Genomic DNA, 14,315 nt, shown 5'->3' with positions numbered 1-14,315 from the left:
AAGGCGATTAACGACCCAAATTTGCTTGGTGACAATAGCGTTTTGGACCCACCTGACCCCATGCCGAACTCAGTAGTGAAACGAAACAGCGCCGATGATAGTGTGGCATTTGCCATGTGAAAGTAGGACATTGCCAGGCTCCAAATTAAAGAAAGCCCGATTCGAAAGAGTCGGGCTTTTTTGCGTCTGGAGCTGTCAGCTTTCAGCCGTCAGATGTCAGCTGAAATGTGGGGTTGTATAGTGCGGAGACTCCCTCAGCAACAAAACTTTGTAGGAGGCACGTCAGTGCCGTATCTAGACCTTAACAAACACATTCATGGCTAAAGTCATTCCTACAACGACACTCTTCCTAGAACCTAGAACCTAGAACCTAGAACCTAGAAGCTAGAAGCTAGAAGCTAGAAGCTAGAAGCTAGAAGCTAGAAGCTAGAACCTAGAACCTAGAACCTAGAACCTAGAACTTAGAGCCTTTATGACTTACTCTTTCTAACTCGCAAATCGTGTTTTGTTCAGCTTACTCCCCTTGTCTTTGTTCAGCCTTGGCTAATTGAATGTATTTGGTTTCTACTAGCTGTGAGAGTGGAACAAGTTCGAAGCCTTGCTGTTGTAGTTTTGGGAGTGCTTGCTGTAGAAATGCAACGGTTTCTGGGTAGGGGTGTGCAATAGCGATTGCATAGTTGAAGTGCTCAGCTTTGGTCTTTAGTTCTTCAAGTTGATGTTGTAGCTGGCTTTGGGTGATATTGTTATCAAGGAATACATGACGAGATACGTTTGCGACACCATAAAGGTTGGCAACATTTTGCGCTTCACTTTGGCTAGTTGTTCGACTATCTAAGAAGTACAAACCACGCTTTTTTAGGACTTCCATGGTCCATTTCATAGGCTCAGTTAGCTGTGTTAGCTCAGACCCCATATGATTATTGACACCTTTTACTTGTGGCAATGAGGCTAACGCATGCCCGAGAGTTGTTTGTAACTCGGACTTAGTCATGGTATCTGTTAGGGCTCCTGGACCAAGCGCTTTGCTTTTATCAAGCGCTTGCATTGGAACATGTAAAAGCAATTCTTTATGAGTTTTACTGGCGCGCTCTGCAAAAATTTGCGAATAGGGGGTATGGGGCAAGATTGAGAATGTCACTTGCCCTGGTAATTTTAATATTTCAAGATCGCGCTGATGATTACCTATATCATCGATTACTATGGCTATTTGCTTTGCTTGGCAGAATAGCGGTAGGCAACATACGGCGAGTAATAAGCCTGTTCGTAGATTCACTTTTTGTAATTATTATATCCATTGTGAGCATTTACTTACTGCATAATAACTAGCTGCTTTGCTGTAAGTTGCTTTTTGTCTTGTCTATCTAGAAGTGAGCTAAAAAGCGCCAATTCTTGAATGTTTTTTATTATAACGTCTTGGTCAATTTCTGAAAGCATTGTTTGATTAATACTCACATCTGGGGGAATCCCTTTACCATCGATTGATTGACCTGCAGGTGTATAATAGCGTGCTGTGGTCAATTTTAATGCCGTATTACCGTTACCTAATGGAATAAGCGACTGCACAGAGCCTTTACCAAATGAGGTTTCGCCAATTAGCACTGCTCGTTGATTATCTCTTAATGCTGCAGCGAGTATTTCAGCCGCAGATGCTGAGTTCTCGTTAATAAGTAGGGCGATAGGGGCACCATTGAGTATGTCACCCTTATGCGCTTGATACTTTTGATTGGCTTCGTTGAAGCGACCTCTGGTTGAAACAATAGTGCCGTTATCTAAAAACAGATCAGCGACTTCAATGGCCCCTTGTAATGTACCACCAGGATTGTCACGTAAATCAATTATTAGCCCAGAAAGTGGAAAGCTATTGGTGACTTGCATTTTTGCAAGTTCTCGAGCAACATCGTGCAGTGTGTGATTGTTAAATGAATTGATACTGATTAGTGCAACGCCTGTATCTGCTAAATAGCCACTAACGCTCTGCAAATTAATTTGTTGGCGTTTAATCGAGAAGTTGAGCTCAGCTTCTTTCTCCCTTTTAACTGCTACATCGACAGCGCTTTGCCCGCTTTCACGAATTAATTTCGCTACTTCTTCAATGCTTTTATCTATAATTGGCTGTTGATTTATACCAATAACTTCATCATTTACTTGTAAACCAGCAACTGCTGCAGGTGATTTATCAATGATGTTGACTATAAATACTCGACCATCTTCTACTTTGACTTCGATACCTAGTCCTGTGTATCGACCATTAGTGCTACTGAAGATGGCATCGAGCTCATTCTCATCCAGATACTTTGAGTAAGGGTCAAGGCGTTCGAACAATTCTTCGATTTGTAAATTATCTGGCTGGTTAACAAATGAATTTTGTAGTTTAAGATCATCTACATAATACGTATGAATATTAAAAAGGATTTCGTTTAATTCATGATGCTGAAGAGACTGTAACGAGGGCTTAGAATGAGCCTGAAACGATTGCAGCATCAGGCAGAGAAAGGTTATAAGCATCACTAAAGACAGCTGAGTGAAAAACTTAGCTGGGGAAAAGTGTGCTTTGCAAGAATGTTTAGTTTTTAGCATCAGCTGCTCCTCATAGAGTGCAGCTATTTAATCAATTAAATGCGTCTGCACCATTTTACAGGATTTACTGCGCGTCCTTTGTGGCGTATTTCGAAGTATAGACCAGGATCCGGTTGTCCGCCGCTTTGACCTACTAAAGCAATTGTCTCCCCTTCTCTAACAAGGTCGCCAACATCGCGAAGTAGAGTTTGTGCGTGGCCATACAAGCTCATGAAACCATCGCCATGATCAATAGCGATAACCCAACCAAAGCCATTTAGCCAGTCAGCGTAAACAACTTGGCCGTTCTGTACGCTTTTTACATTACTGCCTTCTTTAGCGCTGATAAGTACGCCTTTCCAATCTATGTTGCCGTGCTTACGTTGCCCAAAGCGATGGCGTAATGACCCTTTAGTTGGCCAGTCAAGTTTGCCTTTACTACTTTGTAAGCCTAGTAGTTCTACTTTTTGGTTTCGTTCTTGTTCTAGCTCTTCTATTGCGGTTATTAGGGTTTGCTCGTTTTCTTTTAAATAATCAATTGAGCTCTTTGTTTCTTTTAATGCTGATTGTAGTTTATTGAGGTTAGTTTTACGTTCTTGCTGTGCATTGACTAAGGCTTGCTGACGTCTTTTTTGTTCGTCATATAAAGCAACTAGGCGTTGTTTAGTTTTTTCAAGTTCAGCTTGGTTGTCTGCAATTTCTTGCTGCAGTGCTTTGAGCTCTTCAATTTGTTCGATGCGTGCTTTATTTAAGTAATTATAATAACTTAGTGTACGTTCAATTTTGGCAGTGTCTTGCTGGTTAAGCAGCATTTTTGAGTAGTCATGGCTACCAGCCATGTAAGCACTTTTTAACTGTGCAGCTAATAAGGTTTGTCGCTGTGCTTGTTGGGCTTTCAGCTTTTGTGCCTTTGCTTGCTGTTCACGCTGTTGTTGCTCGTTTTCTTTAACCGATTGGGCTGCAAGATTTAATGCTTTTGCATTTTTAGCAATGTCGAGTTCATGGGCGCGGAGATCTTTGCGCATTTGGGCAATTGACTTGCGTTGACCTTTAAGTTCAGCCTCTGTTTTTTGTAAAGCTGATTGAATATCTGATAGGTCTTTTTTGGTTTGATCTTCATTAGCAACAACCGAAGTTGCTACTAATGAAGTCAGTATTAAACCAATTTTAAGGAAGTGGTTAATACATTTACTCATAGCTTATTTCAGCGTCATGATTGGTTTACCAGTCATTTCACTTGGCTGCTCTAAGCCGAGTAGGTGGAGCATGGTTGGTGCCACGTCACTTAATGTCTTACCATCATGCGGTGTTGCATCACGGCCAACATAGATAAATGGCACAGGCTCACTTGTATGTGCAGTATGTGCTTGCCCCGTTGCTGGGTTAGCCATTTGTTCAGCATTGCCATGATCGGCTGTGATCAGAGCTTCACCGCCATGTTCTTCAAGTGCTGCAACCACACGACCAATACAGTGATCAACTGCTTCACAAGCTTTAACTGCAGCTTCAAATACACCTGAGTGACCTACCATGTCTCCGTTAGGGTAGTTACAGATGATAGCATCGTATTTACCGCTAGCGATTGCTTCAACAAGTTTATCGGTCAGCATTTCAGAGTTCATTTCTGGTTGCAGATCATAGGTTGCTACTTGAGGTGATGGGATCAGTTCGCGAGTCTCACCAACAAATTCATCTTCACGGCCACCGCTGAAGAAGAAGGTAACGTGTGCGTATTTTTCTGTTTCAGAAATACGTAGCTGTGTTTTACCTTGTTTCTCTAACCATTCGCCCAATACGTTTGTTAAAGGTTCCGGTGCAAATGCAATCGGCGCTTTGATGTCTGCTGCATACTCAGTCATCATTACAAAAGCGCTTAACTTAGGTGATTTTTTCTTATCAAAACCACTGAAGTCAGCATCAACAAAGGCACGAGTCATTTCACGTGCTCGGTCAGCTCTGAAGTTAGCAAAAATAACTGTATCACCGTCATTAATTTCAGCAGCTGATTGGCCCTCTGGCACAACAGTTGTTGCAGCAACAAATTCATCGTTTTCGTCACGTGCATAAGCGGCTTCAAGTGCGGTAACGCCATCTGTATAGCTGTATTCAGCAATGCCACTAACCATAACGTCATAAGCAAGCTCGACACGGTTCCAACGGTTATCACGATCCATTGCATAGTAACGACCAACAAGCGTAGCTAAACGGCCGCAGCCAAGTTCTGTAAATACGGCTTCGATTCGTTCAATTGATGCTTTTGCACTGCGTGGCGGCGTGTCACGGCCGTCTAAGAAACCGTGAAAGTAAACTTCTTTTGCACCGCGCTTGGCAGCAAGTTCAATCGTTGCGACAATGTGATCTTCATGACTATGAACACCACCTGGGCTTAAAAGACCCATAATATGAACGGCTTTGCCAGCCTTTACAGCTTTGTCAATATTATCAACAAGTGCTGGGTTGCTATCGAACTCACCATCATCAATCGCTTTAGTAATGCGAGTGAAATCTTGGTAAACAATACGGCCAGCACCTAAATTTACGTGGCCTACTTCAGAGTTACCCATTTGTCCTGCAGGTAAACCAACATCAAGTCCCGAACCTGAAATTAATGTATGTGGGCGGGTTGCCCAAAGGTTATCGAGTACTGGGGTATTAGCAGCAAGAATAGCGTTACTTTCTGTGTCTTCACGGTATCCCCAACCGTCTAAGATCATTAATACCAATGGTTTTTTATGCTCTGTCATTATAGCTCCTGAAGATTGGCACTTATATATCACTAGCATACCGTGTTTTATGGTTTTGATCAGCTATCAATATGTCATATTAAAATATTTCACGCCCTAGCATTTTCAATTCAAGCACGTATACTTGCGTGGCAAATTTTAATTAACCCATGGCTATGCGCTGTGGCACCTAAATTTCTTAGTGGAAAACGCATGGATCAATATATTGAATTTATCTCAAATCATCCGGTTTTGAGCATTATCTGGTTGGCATTAGTCGCAATGCTGATCAGCAGTTGGTTTAAAAGTAAATTTTCGGCTATTCGTCAAATCAATCCACAGCAACTTACTTTGCTAATTAACCGTGATGATGGTCAAGTCGTTGATATACGTTCACAAAAAGAGTTTAACTCTGGCCGTATTGCAGGCGCAACTCACTTAAATCCAGAAAAAGCAAAGCAATCTGATTTTTCAAGCCTTGAAAAGTTTAAGACTAAACCCATTATACTAGTATGTACCACGGGCATGACTGCCTCAGGTATCGCAACTGCAATGCATAAAGCAGGTTTTGAGCGTGTTTATGTATTAGCGGGCGGTATGGGCGCTTGGCAATCAGCTAGCTTACCAACAACGACCGGTCGTTAAACAAAGCAGCTAACAGCCCGATAGAGGAATTATTATGAGTAAAGTTGTTCTTTACACCAAAGCATACTGTCCATTCTGCCAACGCGCTTTGGCGTTATTAGAGAGCAAAGGTGTAAACTACACGAATATCGATATTGGTGTTCACCCTGAGCGTCGTGATGAAATGATCGACAAAGCTAATGGTGGTTACACGGTTCCGCAAATTTTCATTAATGATGAACATATCGGCGGTTGTGACGACATGATGGCAATTGAAGCGCAAGGCCTTTTAGACGCAAAGCTTAACGCTTAATAAATTTTAAATATAAAAACGAATACAAGTTAGGAATTACAATGAACGAAGAAAATCAAAACGCAGCAGCAGAACAACAAGCAGGCGCTCAATTCTCAATTCAACGCATTTATACTAAAGATGTTTCTTTTGAGACACCTAATTCACCTGCTATTTTCCAAAAAGAGTGGACCCCTGAAGTTAAGCTAGACTTAGATACTCGTTCTAACAAATTAGAAGAAGGCGTGTTTGAAGTTGTTCTTGCTTTAACTGTGACGGCTTCAATCGGTGAAGAAACAGCATTCCTTTGTGAAATCCAACAAGCGGGTATTTTCACTATCGGTGAAGTTGAAGAAGTTCAGCTTGCGCACATGTTAGGTGCTTTCTGCCCGAACGTACTTTTCCCTTACGCTCGTGAAGCAGTATCAAACCTAGTTAACCGTGGTACTTTCCCACAATTAAACTTAGCGCCAGTTAACTTTGACGCACTATTTGCTCAATACATGCAACAACGTGCTGCTCAAGACCAACAGGCAACTGCAGACGCATAAGCTATGAGTACAGCACAATCAGCTGTTACAGTATTAGGGGCGGGGTCTTATGGCACCGCCCTTGCTATTTGCTTTGCCAGAAATGGTCACCCAGTTACCTTGTGGGGCCGCAATAGCGATGACGTTGCTACGCTTGCAGCTGAGCGGAAGAATCAACGTTATGTTCCTGATGTTAGCTTTCCTGAAACGCTTCAACTAGAAGCTAATTTAGAAACGGCAGTTAAAGCAAGCAAGATCATTCTTGTTGTTGTGCCAAGTCATGCGTTTGCAGGTACGCTTCAAAAAATTAAACCTTGGTTGTCAGAAGGTGCCGAAGTTGCATGGGCTACTAAAGGCTTAGAACCTAATACTGGCCGTTTATTGCAAGAAGTAGCAGTGCAAGAGCTTGGGGATGATATCCCATTGGCTGTGCTTTCTGGGCCTACTTTTGCTAAAGAAATGGCAATGGGCTTACCAACGGCTATTTCGGTATCGTCGACTTCTAAAGATTTTGCAAAGCAGCTGGCAGACCTTTTACACTGTGGACGTTCATTTAGGGTGTATAACAATGATGATTTCATTGGTATACAACTTGGCGGCGCGGTTAAAAATGTGATTGCAATTGGCGCAGGTATGTCTGACGGCTTTGGTTTTGGTGCTAATGCACGAACAGCCTTGATCACTCGTGGTTTAGCTGAGCTTTGTCGTTTAGGTTGTGCATTAGGTGCTCGTTCAGATACCTTTATGGGGATGGCTGGCCTTGGTGACTTAATCTTAACCTGTACAGATAACCAATCTCGTAACCGTCGTTTTGGTCTTGCGCTTGGTAAAGGTGAAGGGGTTGAAGCTGCGATTGAATCAATAGGTCAGGTCGTAGAAGGCTATAGAAATACCAAAGAAGTGTACCTACTTGCTGAGCGTACAGGCATAGAAATGCCAATTACGGAGCAAATTTACAAAGTGCTTTATGAAAATAAAGATGTAAAAGAAGCTGCGATGGCGTTGCTTGGCCGTGAGCAAAAATCCGAATAAACAATCTTAAAAATTCAGATTGTGCACTGTAAAATAAAAAACGCGATTCATGAATCGCGTTTTTTATTTGCAATTTTAACTGCTAGCTAGATTGCTGGTTCTCTAACGTGTCATTAATAAATTCGCTGACTTGCTCGGCTTTTAATGGTTTACAGTAATAATAACCTTGCTGGAAATGACAACCCATAATATGCAGCATATAGGCCTGCTCCTCAGTTTCCACTCCTTCAGCAACCACATTTATATCTAAATATTTAGCTAGTCGCACTATGGTGGCAGTGATATTGCGATCTTGTTCATTCTTATCGATGTCTTTTACGAATGACTTGTCGATTTTGAGCGTATCTATTGGAAAACGCTTTAGGTAACTTAGCGATGAATGGCCAGTGCCAAAGTCATCAAGCGCGATATGTACACCAATTGATTTAATCCGTTTCATTTGCTGTTCTGCAAACTCAGGGTTATCCATCATGGCGCTTTCAGTGATTTCAAGTTCTAAGCAATGTGCAGGCACGTCAAATTTAGCCAAGTTGTCGATTAGCGTTTCGATAAGGCTGCTTTGTTGAAAGTGTAAGGCTGAAATATTAATAGCTACATTACCAAATGAAATGCTTTGCTTTCGCCACTGAGCCAGCTGATTAAGAAGTTGCTCCATCAGTAATTGGGTGAGCGGAATAATTGCCCCATTTTGTTCTGCGAGAGGAATAAACTCATCAGGAATAATGATGCTGCCATCCTCTTGTGGCCAACGAACTAAAGCCTCAAAACCGTACAATTGGTTGTGCTGAGCATCAAACTTAGGTTGAAAGTAAAGCTCAAACTCATTGTTGGTAATCGCTCTAAATAAAGCGCTTTCTTTGGTTAATTCGGTTGGGTCGAGCGTGTGGCGGTCTTTATCAAAAAACTGATAAGTATTACGGCCCATTTTCTTAGCATGATTTAGGGCACTATTTGCGCTGCGCATTAAGTTTTCACAGTTGTATGCATTGTCTGGGTAGATAGCAAGGCCACAACACGCTGTTAGCGAGGTTTCAAAACCATCTAACATAAAAGGGGTCTTAAATTGTTGTAGTACGATGTCTGCGGTCTTTTTGGCGAAGAACACCGTTTTGCCAGAGTATAGGTAGGGCGGCACCAGTACCGCGAATTCATCAGCACCAATTCTTGCAATAGTAAAGCCTGAATTTAGGGAGTCGGTTAAACGACAGGCGACTTCTTTTAACAGAACATCGCCAATCGTGTGGCCCAGTGAGTCATTAATTTTTTTGAAATTGTCTATGTCGATAAAGATGATCAACAGGCTTGGGTAAGTGTCATTACAGGCTTTAATTGCTTTTTCAAGTGATTCTATAAAAATGGCGCGGTTTGATAAGCCTGTTATGCTGTCTTTGGTAGTGAGCTTGAGCATAGCTCGCTCGTTATTCTTACGAGCAGTCACATCAGAAAACATACCAACGTATCTTACAGAGCTTTTCGCAAAGCGTGGTGTGGTCACTTTTGTTATACACAAATCAATGGCGTAGGGTTGCCCATCTCTACGTAAATTCCAAATTTCGCCAGACCAATAACCGTCATTACTTAGCTCCTGTTGTATGATTTCTTCGAGTTGCTTATCGCGACCAGCTTGCGTTAATGCTTTGAATTTTTTGCCAAGTACATCGGTTTTTTTATAACCCGATATTTCACTAAATGCGTTATTGATTTCTATGATCCGAAACTGCTCATCGCTGACCCAAATTCCATCTTTAGACTGAGAGAGTAGGGCATCCAATAGCGTCATCTTTTGATTTCTTTGATAATAGATTACCGCACCAATAAGGATGACAATAGCTAAAAGAATCAGCAGTAAAAGGGGCGCTATGTTTGGGGCTTGCGAGATAGTGGGATTTGAAACAGCAGTAGAAGCAGCACTAGAAAAGTGCTGCATCAGCAAAATGATACTGCCTACTTGGGCGAAAAAGCGCATTAAAATCCATCTTTAGGGAACAAACTAACCTATTTAGGTTAGTCCATAAAAAATGGTCGTGCTAAACAATTAGTAAATATTTATTACGAGCGTTTTTTCAATAAGTTATTGACCGTTCACAAACCCCAGTTGACGCCAAGACTCATAAACAAATACAGCCACAGAGTTAGATAAGTTCATGCTACGGCTATCTTTTTGCATCGGAATGCGAACTCGCTGCTCTTTAGGTAATGATTGAATGAGCTCATCAGGTAGGCCGCGGGTTTCTGGACCAAACACTAAACAATCGCCTGGTTGGTATTGCGCTTGGTGGTGAAATTGGCTGCCTTTAGTGGTACACGCATAGACTTTTTTCGGCTGGCACTTTTCAAGATATGCTTCAAACGACGCATGGCGCTGTACATGGCTAAATTCATGATAATCAAGACCAGCACGTTTGACCCGTTTATCATCCCACTCAAAACCAAGTGGTTCAATTAGGTGCAGCGCATAACCCGTGTTCGCGCATAAGCGAATGATATTACCCGTGTTCGGTGGAATTTCTGGTTGGTACAACACAATATCAAGCATTTGAATCTCATTTAAAAAGGATTAGATCTGCTGCTGAGTATACACGAACTAGAATGAAAAGATGATATACTCAGTCTAGTTACTCTCTGAAGGTAAGTTGTTGTGCAGCATCGTAGTTATGAGTTTTGGGTTAGAACAGCCAGTCTAGTCACCATTGTAATGGTGAGTTTGATGATTGCGGCAAAAAGCTGGGCTTGGCTTGCATCAGGCTCAGCCTCGATGCTCGGTTCATTGACTGATTCGTTAATGGATATCACTGCATCACTGATGAGCTTTTTAGTCTTAGGTTATGCATTACGTCCTGCTGATGATGATCATCGCTTTGGTCACGGTAAAGCTGAAGCGTTAGCTGGGCTTGCACAAGCCGCTTTTATTGCCGGCTCGGGTTGTTTCTTAGCTTTTCATGCTGTTGAGCGCTTATTTAACCCTGTTATTTTAAAGCACTCTGATCTCGGTATTTGGGTTAGTATTTTTGCTATCGTTTGTACGCTTGTGGTGGTATTTGTTCAAACAAAAGTGATTAATCACACTGAGTCAATTGCGATAAAAGCAGACTCTATTCATTATAAAGGCGATTTAATCTTAAACTTGGCTGTATTACTGGCAATCGTATTAGCTAAGTACGGTGTCGCTTATGCCGATCCTTTGTTTGCAATTGGTGTGGCTGCTTACTTACTTTATAACAGCTGGGATATTGCTCGTGAAAGTGCTGACCACTTAATGGATAAAGAGCTTCCTGATGAAGAGAAACAACAAATATTGGAGATTGTGAATAGTCATCAAGACGTGTTTGGCGCCCATGATATCCGTACTCGCCAAGGTGGTAAAATTAAGTTTATTCAGATGCATTTAGAGCTTGAAGATTCATTATCATTGATCAGGGCGCATCAAGTTGCAGATGAAGTAGAGGCCTTAATTCAAACACATTTTGATTGTGAAATGGATATTCTCATGCACCTAGACCCACTTTCAGTGGTTAATAAAACACGTCAAAGTGCAGCACAAAACTGATAAAAATCACTGAGTACAGCCTGCCTTATCTCGTCGCGTTCACATAACAGTTCGTGGCGTGCACCAGCATAGCTTTTTAGTTGTGCCTGTTTTTGTTTATGTGTAAGTGCAAACTGAGCGGCGTTATCGACCACTGTATCTTGCTCAGCACTGGCGATAAACAAAGGAATATCGACTTTTTTATCGACTAAAGAGGCGATAAAATCAAACGATGCATTGAGCCAACCATAGGTTACCCCACCTAACTGTAAATCATTTTCTGCAGCATACAGCTCTCTGAACAGTTTATAGCGAATTTCACTACTGGTTAGCTCATTGGCTGCAAAGTCGACCGGTAAGTAGTCGCTTTGGCCAAATGCATAACTGTGGCTAAGACCAATTAAAGATGCAATTTTAGCAGCCAGTTTTGCTACAGGCTTTGGTGTCCCTTTGGTATAAATATCAAACATGGGCGCTGACAAAAATGCCCCCGAAAATTGATGTTGATATCGTGACAGGTAATCATAGGCAATGGCGCTCCCCATTGAGTGTCCGAGCAGTACTTGTTTTCCTTGCCAGTGTTGCTTCACCACTGTATCTATAAACATAGCAAAGTCATCAGCATAATCAGTAAAGCGGTTTACATAGCCTTTATGTGTGTTTTCTAAATGGCGATAAGAGCGGCCTTGTCCTTGGTGATCAACACTAAAAACAGCAAAGCCATTTTGATATAGCTCCCATAGCAACTCTTTGTATTTAACCAAAGACTCTATTCGACCACTACTAATAACAACAGCGGTTTTTGCTTGGCGAGGAATAGCATAACCGTAATAAAGCTTACCATGAGCTGTACTCAGAAAGTCTTGCTGTAATTGCTCAGAAAAGAACTTATTAATATTAGGTATGTTACTGACAAGGCTTGCTTCGCTGCTATAAAACATTTACTCACTCTTAAAAGGAAGGCGGATGTTTACACAAAGTCCACCGTGTTCTTGGTTTTCAAGTGTTAGTGTACCATCATGTACTGAGATAGCATTCTTTGCAATTGCAAGACCTAAACCGGTACCACCTGTACTCCTATCGCGGGAATGCTCTTGACGAAAGAAAGGCTCACAAAGTCTTGCAAGGTTACTTTCTTCAACCCCTTTACCGTCATCACAAATAGTGATGTAGATAGCATCTGATTCAATTAAACCTATTGAAATAGAGTGCTCAGCGTATTTAATCGCATTACGTAGAACATTCTCGAGGGCGCTGGCAATTAAGGTTTCGTCACATTTGATGTCGGCTGTTAGTGCCCCATTGACAATGAGCTCTTTATTATTTTGCTTGGCTTCAAATTTAGCATCGTTTAGTACGTGATTAACAATCACTTGCAGAGATTGTTTACTTAACGCCAGTGTTTGGCTTTTAGCCTCTAAGCGAGATACTTGGAGGACATCAGCAATCATTTTATCGAGCTGATTTGCCTCTTTTTCAATGCGTTCTAAATAAGCGTTTTGTGCGTCATCGGCTTGCATTTGCGCAAGTCCCGTGGCCATTTTTAAACGCGTTAATGGTGAGCGTAGTTCATGGGAAATATCTGCGAGTAATCGCTTTTGGGCGCTTATAAGCTGCTCAAGTTGCACTGCCATGGTATTAAAGTCTCGGCCAAGTACACCTAGCTCATCTTGACGAGTAGGGGATACATCGGCACGGGCAGTTAAATCACCATGAGCCAGTTTTTTTGCGGTTTCTTTTAGACTATTAATAGGGGCAATTAAATTACGGCTAAAGAAGAAACTAAGCATTAATGAAGCAATTAAAGCAATGAGTAGTTTTAGCCAAATTGGCATCAGCCATAAGCTGACAAAAAACGGTTTTTTGCGTTTTTCATCAATCTCGTAGAGATAAAATTTACCTTCAGGTACATTCAATACTACAGGCCCATAGGCTTGATATTCATCGGTAAAAATAATTTGCGGACGCATATATTTGGTAAAGTTAAGCAAGCTCAAATCAATGTCTTTGGATACCGGTTCGCTGAGCATCTCAACACCATGCACCTCACCATTTAAGTACAATAATTTATGTTTGGATAAGCGCGGATGAGATAGTACCTCTTGAGTAGATTTACCGTGTTTAGCAACTATGCGTTCAATACTTTTAGCGGTGTACTCAAGATTTTTAAGCATCGGTCCACGCAGGTCATCATTGCCTACATTGCTCGTTAACTGGCTTAAAAACACCAATATAGTGATAGTGGCTATGACAGTAACCCAAAACCAGGCAAAGATTTTTAAAAATAAATAGTGGCGGGGATGCTTTAGCCAGCTCGGTGTTTGCATATTATTCGCCTTGTATTAGTACATAACCACTGCCACGCATGGTTTTGATCCGTTCATTACTCACGTGTTCTGCAATCTTTTTACGAATGTTACTTACATGCATATCGATTGAGCGGTCAAAAGGGGCGAGGCGTCTACCCAGGACTTGCTCACTTATTTGTTCTTTACTTATCACTTCACCTGCATGCTGTACGAGCATAGTAAGAATTTCATATTCAGTGCCTGTTAGGCTCAGTACGATGTCGTTTACCGAAGCCTCTCGCGTTGCGAAATTGATATTGATACTGTTTACACTCAATGAGCTGGCATGTTGACTCGATAAGCTATTGATATGCTCTATACGACGGGTTATTGCTTTAACGCGGGCTAGCAGCTCTCTGTGGTTAAATGGCTTAGGAATATAATCATCTGCGCCCAGTTCTAAACCAAAGATGCGATCAAAGTCTTCGCCTTTCGCGGTTAGCATGATCACTGGGGTAAGCTTATGCTGTCTTAATTGTTTTAACACCTCAAAGCCATCCATAGATGGCAACATAACATCAAGCAATATGAGCTCATAGCTATGCTTAATAGCTTGTTTTAGGCCCTCAGCACCATCATGAACACACTCTACTGTAAAACCTTGTGCTGATAAGTACTCGCTGAGTAATTCACACAATCCTGTATCGTCGTCGATCATCAATAGTTTCATTTTGACACCTAGCT

At 41.7% G+C, this 14,315-nt stretch carries 14 protein-coding genes and 1 rRNA gene; 6 read left to right on the top strand and 9 right to left on the bottom strand.

All coding sequences use genetic code 11. The features are described from left to right. Positions 1-24 precede the first annotated feature (24 nt). Positions 25-139: ribosomal RNA gene (rrf, locus tag J3455_RS15935) — 5S ribosomal RNA — on the top strand. Positions 140-514: 375 nt separating this feature from the next. On the opposite strand, the gene J3455_RS15930 is transcribed toward rrf, so the two are convergent. The 4 genes from J3455_RS15930 to gpmM are packed head-to-tail and all read right to left on the bottom strand — an operon-like array spanning position 515 to position 5,300. Then, entirely contained in the window at positions 515-1,273 is a 759-nt protein-coding gene (locus J3455_RS15930) for a divergent polysaccharide deacetylase family protein (protein WP_239977169.1), read from the bottom strand. Between the two features lie 35 nt (positions 1,274-1,308). Beyond that, a complete protein-coding gene (locus J3455_RS15925; protein WP_349562031.1) occupies positions 1,309-2,577 on the bottom strand; it encodes a S41 family peptidase in 1,269 nt (422 codons plus the stop codon). Positions 2,578-2,612: 35 nt separating this feature from the next. Next, positions 2,613-3,752, bottom strand: a complete 1,140-nt coding sequence (locus J3455_RS15920) for a murein hydrolase activator EnvC family protein (RefSeq protein WP_130049718.1) — start codon at positions 3,750-3,752, stop codon at positions 2,613-2,615. A 3-nt stretch (positions 3,753-3,755) separates the two neighbouring features. After that, positions 3,756-5,300, bottom strand: a complete 1,545-nt coding sequence (gpmM, locus tag J3455_RS15915; protein WP_130049717.1) for a 2,3-bisphosphoglycerate-independent phosphoglycerate mutase — start codon at positions 5,298-5,300, stop codon at positions 3,756-3,758. Positions 5,301-5,492: 192 nt separating this feature from the next. Between gpmM and J3455_RS15910 the strand changes: the two genes are divergently transcribed. Genes J3455_RS15910 through gpsA form a run of 4 tightly spaced genes read left to right on the top strand, consistent with a single transcriptional unit; the run spans position 5,493 to position 7,757 of the window. Then, positions 5,493-5,924 (top strand): rhodanese-like domain-containing protein, encoded by a 432-nt coding sequence (locus tag J3455_RS15910; RefSeq protein ID WP_349562030.1) that lies wholly within the window; start codon positions 5,493-5,495, stop codon positions 5,922-5,924. Positions 5,925-5,958: 34 nt separating this feature from the next. Continuing rightward, positions 5,959-6,216, top strand: a complete 258-nt coding sequence (gene grxC / locus J3455_RS15905) for a glutaredoxin 3 (RefSeq protein ID WP_130049715.1) — start codon at positions 5,959-5,961, stop codon at positions 6,214-6,216. Between the two features lie 41 nt (positions 6,217-6,257). After that, positions 6,258-6,746, top strand: a complete 489-nt coding sequence (secB, locus tag J3455_RS15900; RefSeq protein ID WP_058586639.1) for a protein-export chaperone SecB — start codon at positions 6,258-6,260, stop codon at positions 6,744-6,746. 3 nt (positions 6,747-6,749) lie between these two features. Beyond that, positions 6,750-7,757 carry an NAD(P)H-dependent glycerol-3-phosphate dehydrogenase gene (gene gpsA, locus J3455_RS15895; RefSeq protein ID WP_130049714.1) on the top strand — a complete coding sequence of 336 codons (1,008 nt, stop codon included), beginning with the start codon at positions 6,750-6,752 and terminating at the stop codon, positions 7,755-7,757. Positions 7,758-7,839: 82 nt separating this feature from the next. Here gpsA and J3455_RS15890 read toward each other — a convergent pair whose 3' ends face one another. Beyond that, on the bottom strand, positions 7,840-9,723 hold the full coding sequence (locus J3455_RS15890) for a putative bifunctional diguanylate cyclase/phosphodiesterase (protein ID WP_256855023.1): 1,884 nt from the start codon (positions 9,721-9,723) through the stop codon (positions 7,840-7,842). 105 nt (positions 9,724-9,828) lie between these two features. Then, positions 9,829-10,293 carry a tRNA (uridine(34)/cytosine(34)/5-carboxymethylaminomethyluridine(34)-2'-O)-methyltransferase TrmL gene (gene trmL, locus J3455_RS15885; RefSeq protein ID WP_054550977.1) on the bottom strand — a complete coding sequence of 155 codons (465 nt, stop codon included), beginning with the start codon at positions 10,291-10,293 and terminating at the stop codon, positions 9,829-9,831. Positions 10,294-10,395: 102 nt separating this feature from the next. Between trmL and J3455_RS15880 the strand changes: the two genes are divergently transcribed. Further along, a complete protein-coding gene (locus tag J3455_RS15880; protein WP_256855022.1) occupies positions 10,396-11,304 on the top strand; it encodes a cation diffusion facilitator family transporter in 909 nt (302 codons plus the stop codon). On the opposite strand, the gene J3455_RS15875 is transcribed toward J3455_RS15880, so the two are convergent. Genes J3455_RS15875 through J3455_RS15865 form a run of 3 tightly spaced genes read right to left on the bottom strand, consistent with a single transcriptional unit; the run spans position 11,283 to position 14,301 of the window. Further along, positions 11,283-12,224, bottom strand: coding sequence for an alpha/beta fold hydrolase (locus J3455_RS15875; protein WP_130049711.1), 942 nt, complete (start codon positions 12,222-12,224; stop codon positions 11,283-11,285). The two genes, J3455_RS15880 and J3455_RS15875, sit on opposite strands and share 22 nt — an antisense overlap. Then, on the bottom strand, positions 12,225-13,610 hold the full coding sequence (locus tag J3455_RS15870; RefSeq protein ID WP_349562029.1) for an ATP-binding protein: 1,386 nt from the start codon (positions 13,608-13,610) through the stop codon (positions 12,225-12,227). It abuts the gene before it with no gap. 1 nt (position 13,611) lies between these two features. Continuing rightward, positions 13,612-14,301 (bottom strand): response regulator, encoded by a 690-nt coding sequence (locus J3455_RS15865; RefSeq protein WP_130049709.1) that lies wholly within the window; start codon positions 14,299-14,301, stop codon positions 13,612-13,614. Positions 14,302-14,315 lie beyond the last annotated feature (14 nt).

It is taken from the genome of Pseudoalteromonas sp. NFXS39, assembly GCF_040148775.1.
GTDB lineage: Bacteria > Pseudomonadota > Gammaproteobacteria > Enterobacterales > Alteromonadaceae > Pseudoalteromonas > Pseudoalteromonas apostichopi.
Note: the sequence above shows the minus strand (reverse complement) of the source record. Positions and strands in the feature narration are given on the sequence as shown.